Annotated in this window: 9 protein-coding genes; all 9 read right to left on the minus strand. The window is 59.1% G+C overall.

The window, feature by feature from the left end; genetic code table 11:
• Positions 1-185: 185 nt before the first annotated feature.
• Complete coding sequence (gene recA, locus PROAA_RS08445) at positions 186-1205, minus strand: recombinase RecA (RefSeq protein WP_186410926.1); 1020 nt, start codon at positions 1203-1205, stop codon at positions 186-188.
• A gap of 160 nt (positions 1206-1365) precedes the next feature.
• Positions 1366-3237 carry a type IV pilus assembly protein FimV gene (locus PROAA_RS08450; protein WP_483771110.1) on the minus strand — a complete coding sequence of 624 codons (1872 nt, stop codon included), beginning with the start codon at positions 3235-3237 and terminating at the stop codon, positions 1366-1368.
• A gap of 12 nt (positions 3238-3249) precedes the next feature.
• Positions 3250-3750 (minus strand): CinA family protein, encoded by a 501-nt coding sequence (locus PROAA_RS08455; protein WP_186410928.1) that lies wholly within the window; start codon positions 3748-3750, stop codon positions 3250-3252.
• The gene (locus PROAA_RS08460) at positions 3747-4244 is read right to left on the minus strand and encodes a phosphatidylglycerophosphatase A family protein (protein WP_245664215.1); all 498 of its coding nucleotides are present in this window, start codon (positions 4242-4244) and stop codon (positions 3747-3749) included. The genes PROAA_RS08455 and PROAA_RS08460 overlap by 4 nt, the downstream gene beginning before the upstream one ends.
• Complete coding sequence (gene thiL, locus PROAA_RS08465; protein ID WP_186410930.1) at positions 4225-5199, minus strand: thiamine-phosphate kinase; 975 nt, start codon at positions 5197-5199, stop codon at positions 4225-4227. Before thiL ends, PROAA_RS08460 begins: the two co-directional genes overlap by 20 nt.
• A 97-nt stretch (positions 5200-5296) precedes the next feature.
• Positions 5297-5824 carry a transcription antitermination factor NusB gene (gene nusB / locus PROAA_RS08470; protein ID WP_186410931.1) on the minus strand — a complete coding sequence of 176 codons (528 nt, stop codon included), beginning with the start codon at positions 5822-5824 and terminating at the stop codon, positions 5297-5299.
• Positions 5821-6303: a 6,7-dimethyl-8-ribityllumazine synthase gene (gene ribH / locus PROAA_RS08475; protein WP_186410932.1), complete on the minus strand. Its 483-nt coding sequence runs from the start codon at positions 6301-6303 to the stop codon at positions 5821-5823. Before ribH ends, nusB begins: the two co-directional genes overlap by 4 nt.
• Before the next feature lie 18 nt (positions 6304-6321).
• Positions 6322-7449 (minus strand): bifunctional 3,4-dihydroxy-2-butanone-4-phosphate synthase/GTP cyclohydrolase II, encoded by a 1128-nt coding sequence (gene ribBA / locus PROAA_RS08480; RefSeq protein ID WP_186410933.1) that lies wholly within the window; start codon positions 7447-7449, stop codon positions 6322-6324.
• Positions 7450-7892, minus strand: a 443-nt coding sequence (locus tag PROAA_RS08485; RefSeq protein ID WP_186410934.1) for a riboflavin synthase, incomplete at its 5' end; no start/stop codon positions are given.

Below are 7892 nucleotides of genomic sequence, written 5' to 3' on the forward strand. Positions count from 1 at the left end.
ATTCGCATTTCGACGTAGCGCTCATCGGATAGCAGCCGTCGTGCGACCAAGTCATCCAGAAGCGCCTCAAGCTCTTCGGCCGAATCGGCGTGCGGCGAGAGCTTCCGTGCAAGCTCGGCTCGTGCGTGTTCGCGGCGCGCCAGCAACCGCAAAGCACGCTCGCGCAGTGAGCTGCTCATGCCCGCTCATTCAGCGGCATTGAACGGCTTGGGCGAGGGCACATTAACTGCAGCGCGGATTTTGGCCTCGATCTCCTCGGCGATTTGCGGGTTTGCCTTGAGGTATTCACGAGCATTGTCCTTGCCCTGGCCGATCTTGTCGCCGCCGTAGGCGTACCAGGAACCGGATTTTTCAACCAGTTTGTGAATTACCCCGAGCTCGACGATTTCGCCTTCGCGCGACGTTCCTTCGCCGTAAAGGATGTCAAAAATGGCTTCGCGGAAAGGCGGCGCAACCTTGTTCTTGACAACCTTGACGCGGGTTTCATTGCCGATCACTTCGTCACCCTTCTTGATGCCGCCAATACGGCGGATATCCAGGCGCACCGAAGCGTAAAACTTGAGCGCATTGCCTCCGGTCGTGGTTTCCGGGCTGCCGAACATGACGCCGATTTTCATGCGGATCTGGTTGATGAAGATGACCAGGGTATTGGTCCGGTTGATGTTGGCCGTGAGCTTGCGCAGTGCCTGGCTCATCAAACGGGCCTGAAGACCGGGCAGCGAGTCACCCATTTCGCCTTCGATTTCGGCTTTCGGTACGAGAGCCGCGACCGAGTCGATGACAATCACATCAACGCTCGCCGAACGCACCAGCATATCGGCGATTTCAAGCGCCTGTTCGCCGGTATCCGGCTGCGAGATCAAGAGTTCGTCAAGATTGACATCGAGTTTCTGGGCATACGTTGGATCCAGCGCGTGTTCAGCATCGATGAATGCGGCGGTGCCGCCAAGCTTCTGCATCTCGGCGATGACCTGCAGCGCCAGTGTCGTCTTTCCGGAGGATTCGGGACCATAGATTTCAACGACGCGGCCACGCGGCAGGCCACCGATCCCCAGCGCGATGTCCAGCCCGAGCGAGCCGGTTGAAACGACCTGAATGTCATTGACGACACTGCCGTCGCCCATTTTCATGATCGAGCCTTTACCGAACTGCTTTTCAATCTGAGCCAGTGCTGCAGCCAGGGCTTTTGCCTTGTTGTCGTCCATTGCGTGTCCTTTATCCTTGTTGATGGGGATTATCTCATGTTCGACAGCGCGGAGTCTGCGCGTTAGTTCGGTGTCGACGACTGTGATTATATACAGTAATTCAGGTTTGGCCGGGGTGGCCGCTGAAAGAGCGCTCTTTTTCGCTTGCGCAAGGCATTTATCAGGACGGCTTCGCGGCGTTTAGGCGCTTTTCGAGGATGTCCAGCACGAACAGCAGTTCATTCGCCGTCGATAGAGAGAAGCTTTGTCTCTCCCCTTTACGCTTGTCGCGCAGGATACGGTTTAGATAGGCGGAGCACTCGGGAGTCCCCCATGTGCGTGCGATTTCGTCTCGAACGTTCGTGATCTGTCCGATGTTGGGCAACTGGGGCAGTAAAATCGCGAAACTCGCGGCCGTTTCGTTGCCGATCTCGGCCAACTGTGGTGGAAGATCAGGTGTCGCTTCCCAATCGGCTGGCTCAACGTTGAAATGCAGTTTGAGTCTTTGCGAGAGGCTTTCGTAATCTGCACGCATTTCATTCTGCCGGTAAATATCGAGCAGCTTCACCCATGGCTGCAGGGCCTCGCCCGGGCTGGCCTCGACATATTCCAACAGGGCTTCGGTTGCACCCTTGATGCGGCCAAAGGCGAGCATGATGTCGGCCAATTCCATGACCGGATTGAACCCGCTTTGCTCGGAACGCACAGTGGCCTTCAAAGCGGCTTCTTTTACAGGCGCCTGATCTGGCTGAGGCAGGCCGAATTCCTTGCTCTCGTCAGGGAACGGTGTTTCGTCGGCGACCTGCGTTTCCTCGAAGCCTGTTTCAGGCGGCGTCTCATCTGGAGTCAGTCGGGAAACGGGTTCATCAGCGTGCGATTTGCTTTGCTCCAGGCTCAAGGAGGGGCGTGTTGCCTTTGCCGAGTGCCGGCGAAGCATCCAGACCAGAAGGGCAACCACACCGAGCACGCCAATTGCTCCGATCCACCAGTTGGAGATATAAGAGCCGTCAGACATGTCAGACGACTTCTGTCGGGTGCGATGATCCGGCTGTGTTGTCGATATTCCTTTTGTCACGTGAGCCGGAGCCGTTGCTGCCGGTGACGGAGCCAGCGTTTTCGGATCTGCAATGTTCTCGGTTACTGCGCGCAACTCGGCAAGTGACGACTCCAACGTCCGAACCTGTTCGGCAAGACTCAACTGCTGGCTGGCCTGCGCGTGAATCGCCGCCAGCACCTTGTATTCCAGACGAAGTATCGAGCGCTGGCCTTCAGTCGTTCCGGCTGCAGAAGGGTTGGAAAGCTCGGTCGCCAGGCGCAGGGTCAGGCCATCAAGTATCACAGCCTCATCCTGGGCATTCCCTGAAATACTCAGGCGATCCGACATGCGTTCAGTGCCCGGCTCTTTCGTCCGTGGGGGATTTCCTTTGCGCGCTTTCCTTTCAGGCATTGGTTCTGCGGGTTCTGGCGATGTGTGCTTCTCGTTCTTTGATTGTCTTCGGGTATCGGGAGCACTGGGCGACGAACCAGCAACAGGTAGGCTGCCCCGATCAGATCCGAGGGCAGCTCTTGGACTTGCTGCGCGTTTGTCAGATAGCTCGATCGGGTCCATGATCAACAAGTAGTCACGCGCCACTTCGGCACTGCAGCCGGCATGCAGGTTGACCTGGAGGACGGGGTCGTTGATTGTTTGATCGGAGCGGATGAGCAGTCGCAGTTTCCCGTTCTGTCGATCAAGCCTTAGGTGTCCGCGCGTCAGGTGAGGGACGCCGGATCCCGAGTCGGTTGGCTGGCCAAGGCGAAAGCAGTTTGCAGTCAATGGCTCGTCGGTGGTCGCTCCGACCAACTCGACTTCGGCGCGAAAGTGTGCGCCAAGACGGGAATGAACAGTCATTTGCCCGAGTCCCAGGGCCGCGGCGTCACCTGCTGCGAGCAATGTCAGGAATATGGGGAGAAGCCGTAAGCGCATGGCTGCGTATTCTAGTTTATTGAAGGCCGTGGATTCTGGAATTGCGCGATGGCTGGAGTCGTTTCGGAACGCGCCACAAGCTTGCATGCACCTGCCTCACTAAACCCTCATTGACCGTGCATACCGGAGAATGCCGTTCAGCGCATGTGCAACCGAAAGTGCGCGTACAACTTCGCGGCTGCCGTTGAAGTGGCAGGTTTCGCAGCTTTCACCATTCTCCGGCCCGGCCCAGGCGAAGCATACAGTGCCGACCGGTTTGCCCGGCGAACCTCCGCTCGGACCGGCGACACCGGTAATGGCGAGCGCCCAATCGGCATGGCTGTTGTACAGCGCTCCTCTGGCCATGGCGATTGCCGTGGCCTCGCTGACTGCGCCGTGTGTGCTGAGCGTCTCTCCGGTTACGCCCAGCATCTCCCGCTTGGCTTCGTTCGAGTACGAGACGAAAGCGCGATCAAACCACGTCGAACTGCCCGCAATCGCAGTCAGGCATTGAGCAACCCAGCCCCCCGTACAGGACTCGGCCGTCACCAGTTTCTGGCCGTTGGCTACCAACAAAGCGCCGACTTGTGCGGCGAGGGCTTCGAGTTCTGTCTGGTTCATTGCAGGATGAATTGCAGGAGCGCGAGTACGAGGACAGTGTAGCCAGCGGCAATCAGGTCGTCGGTCATCACACCAAAGCCGTTTTTCACTTCTTCATCGAAATAGCGTGCCGGTTGCGGTTTGACGATGTCAAAAAAACGGAAAAGCAGAAAGGCGAGCGCCTGCCATAGGAAACTCGCCGGACAAAACACCAGAACCAGCCAGAAGGGAACGATTTCGTCCCAAACGATGCTGCCATGATCGACAACGCCAAGATCGGCGCCTGTCTTGTGCACTGCAAGCACGCCGCCAATGAAGCACGCGACCAGGATACCGAGCAGTTCGACGTCGCTCGTCCATTCCCGGAGAATTGGAAACAGCGCCCACGCGAAAAGCGTTCCAGCGGTTCCAGGTGCAAAAGGCGACAGGCCGCTGCCGAATCCGCATGCGACAAGATGTGCTGGATGCGACAAGAGGAAGCTGAGCGATGGTGGTTTAAAGCTTGCCTTGATCAAAATGATCGAATCCTTTGCGAGTTGTGGGCAAGGTCTGTCCATGTTCGTCCAGTAGACGGACTTCGCCGTGAATGCCACCCCCTGCCTTAATAATACGACCGAAGCGCCACAACGGCAGGTCGAGCTGTGCCGCCAGCTCGGCCAGTTCATGGCGTTTGCCGGGTGCGGCAGAAAATACCAGTTCGTAATCGTCACCGCCAGCCAGTTGGCAATTGCGTACCAGCGCGGGTTCCGCTCCCGTAGGCAGCGCAGGAAGCTGTGGCTGGAATACTTCGGCGACAACGCCCGAGCGCTCGGCGATATGGCCCAGATCGGCAAGCAGGCCGTCCGACACATCGATCATGGCATGCGCCAGCCTGCGCAAAGCCAATCCCAGCTCAATGCGTGGAAGTGGCCGGTGCAAGGCCGCAAGGCAACGGCTGGCGAGGGGTTCCGGCAATCGTGCTCGACCTTGCAGATGTGCCAGTCCAAGAGCCGCCAATCCGGGCTGTCCGGACACCCAAAGGTCATCGCCCACCTGTGCACCGTCCCGGCGTAGCGCGGCGCCGGCCGGCACCTCGCCAAGCGCGGTGACGCACAGATTGAGCGGCCCGCGCGTGGTATCCCCTCCCACCAGATCGACGCCGTAGCGTTCGGCGCATGCAAAGAGCCCGTCAGCAAAGGCGGCAAGCCAAGGCTCGTCGGCGCTTGGCAGACTGCCGGCGAGCAATGCCCAACGGGGCTTGGCGCCCATTGCGGCCAGATCGGAGAGGTTGACCGCCAGGGTCTTCCAGCCCAGCTGGCAGGGATCGGCGTCGGGAAGGAAATGGGTGCCGGAGACCAGCATGTCAGTCGTGATCGCCAGTTCCATACCGGGTGCGGGCGCCAGCACTGCGCAATCGTCGCCAGGACCAAGGACCGCGTTTGGCGTTGGACGCACGAAGTAGCGGGTGATCAGATCGAATTCGGAGGGCACGAAAAGAACCGATTAACCACAGAGACACGGAGACACAGAGTATTCGCAGAGAAGAGCAAGCCCGAAATGGGGTGCTCTGTGTCTCTATGGTTGATGTTCATTTCTTGGTGCGCTTGGCCTCGACTTCAACCGGGCGAAGCGCGGTGGCCAGTTTGTCGAGCACGCCGTTGACGTATTTGTGGCCATCGGTTCCGCCGTAACCCTTGGTCAGTTCGATGGCTTCGTTGATGATGACGCGATAGGGGGTCTGCGGGAAATTGGCGAGTTCGTAGGCGCCAGCCAACAGCACACTGGCCTCGACAGGTGAAAGTTCACTGAACGGGCGATCAAGGAAGGTCTGAAGCTGTTCCTGTAAAGCCGCATGTTGCGCAAGAACGCCGTGCAGCAGGCCGGTGAAAAACTCGCGATCGGCCTTTTGAAACCCGGCGACGTCGCCCAGGTGCGCCTTGATCGTCGCCTCATCGTTGCCACTGATCCGCCATTGGTAGAGGCCTTGCAGCGCAAACTCACGAGCGCGGCGGCGCGGTGACTTGGCGAGCGGTTTTGCAGACGATCTGGTTGCGGGTTGAGGCTCGCGCTTGACCCCATTGGCGGCGGTAGGGACGTGATCCCGTGGGTTGCTCATGCCGGCCTTTCGCCAATTGCGCGCAGCAGATTGGCCGTTTCGATTGCGGTCCGGGCACAGTCAGCGCCCTTCACCTGCATGCGCGCGAGCGCCTGATCGTCGTCGTCGCAAGTCAGAATGCCGTTGGCAATCGGGATGCCGGTATCGAGTTGCACCTCCATGACTGCGCGGCATGCGTCGTTGGCAACGACTTCGAAGTGATAGGTGTCGCCGCGAATGACGGCCCCGAGGGCAATCAAGGCATCGTAACGGTCGCTCTGTGCCATCGTTTGCAGCACCAGGGGAATTTCAAGCGCACCGGCCACGGTGGCAATCTCGACATCATCGTCGGCGACGCCAAGACGCTTGAGCTCGGCGGTGCAGGCAGCCAGCAGGCCCTCGCAAATATCCTGGTTGAAGCGGCTCATGACGATGCCAACGGCCAGCCCATCACCGGCCAGGTCGCTTTCGTATTCAAAGATGTTGTCGTAGCGAGCCATATCAATCTTCCTTTCAATCTATTCCAATTCGGCCGGCGAGCTGATAAAACCGGTCACTTCGAGATCAAAACCCGTCATGCTCGGCATGCGGCGCGGACTCGCCAGCAATTTCATCTTGCGTACGCCGAGGTCGCGCAGGATTTGCGCGCCGATACCGTACATTCGCGGGTCCCATTTCGCTGCCGGGCGTTGCGCAGGCGATTGCTCGACAAGCGCGGCAAGAATATCGTGGCAGGTTTCCGGGCGGCGCAGCAGAACGATGACGCCGGAGTCGGCCTTTGACAGCGCGTGTCGCGCCTGGTCGAGCGAGAAGGAGTGGCGGCCACTCGAAGGGTCAAGGAAGTCGAGCACCGTCAGGGGTTCATGCACCCGTACCAGCGTTTCCTTATCCGCGCAGATTTCGCCTTTGGTCAGCGCCAGATGAACTTCATTGGTGCTGCGGTCGGTATAGGCGTGCAAGGTGAAATCGCCATGGACGGACTGAACTGGTTTGGAGAAGGCGCGTTCGACCAGCGTTTCATTGCGGCTGCGAAAATTGATCAAGTCGGCAATCGAACCGATCTTCAGACTGTGCGCTTGCGCAAATGTAATCAGATCGTCCAGGCGGGCCATCGAACCGTCGTCCTTGAGGATTTCGCAAATCACCGATGAGGGATCCAGTCCGGCGATCTGCGCGAGATCGCAACCTGCCTCGGTGTGGCCGGCACGCACCAGAACGCCACCCGCCTTGGCGGTGATCGGAAAAATGTGCCCCGGCTGCACGATATCTTCCGGTCGTGCGTCGCGTGCCACGGCGACCTGGATCGTGCGTGCCCTGTCCTGAGCCGAAATGCCGGTGGTGACACCGCTTGCCGCCTCAATTGAGACGGTGAAGGCTGTGCTGTACGCGCTCTTGTTGTCGCGTGCCATCTGTGTGAGTCCGATCTGCTTGCAGCGCGCCTCGGTCAGCGTCAGGCAAATCAAGCCTCGCGCATACTTGGCCATGAAGTTGATGGCCTCGGGCGTAACGTGTTCGGCGGCAAGGACGAGGTCACCCTCGTTTTCGCGATCCTCTTCGTCGACCAGGATGACCATGCGCCCGGCGCGCATTTCCACGATGATTTCCTCAATGGGCGAAATGGCCGGTGATTGGCTCAATGGTGACATTTAATTTGATTCCGGAGCGTCGGGATCAAGCATGCGCTCGACGTAACGTGCGATGAGGTCGATCTCGAGATTGACCCGGCTGCTCGGCTTCAGGCTTCCGAGCGTCGTCGCATCGAGCGTGTGCGGTATCAGGTTGATGCTGAAACAGGCGCCGTCGACCGAATTGGTAGTCAGGCTGACGCCATTGACGGTGATTGAGCCCTTGCGCGCGATGTATTTGGCCAAAGCCTCGGGAGCGCGGATTTCGAGCAGGCGATTGTCGCCGACAGGATCGAAGCGCAGCACTTCCCCGACGCCATCGACATGGCCGGAAACGAGGTGGCCGCCCAGACGGTCCGACAAGCGGAGCGCTTTTTCCAGATTGACCGGGCCGGGCGCATCGAGCCCGATGGTGCATGACAGGGTTTCCGGCGAGACGTCGACAGAAAAGCTGTTGTCCTGTA

It is taken from the genome of Candidatus Propionivibrio aalborgensis (genome assembly GCF_900089945.1).
In the GTDB taxonomy this organism is placed as follows: Bacteria; Pseudomonadota; Gammaproteobacteria; order Burkholderiales; family Rhodocyclaceae; genus Propionivibrio; species Propionivibrio aalborgensis.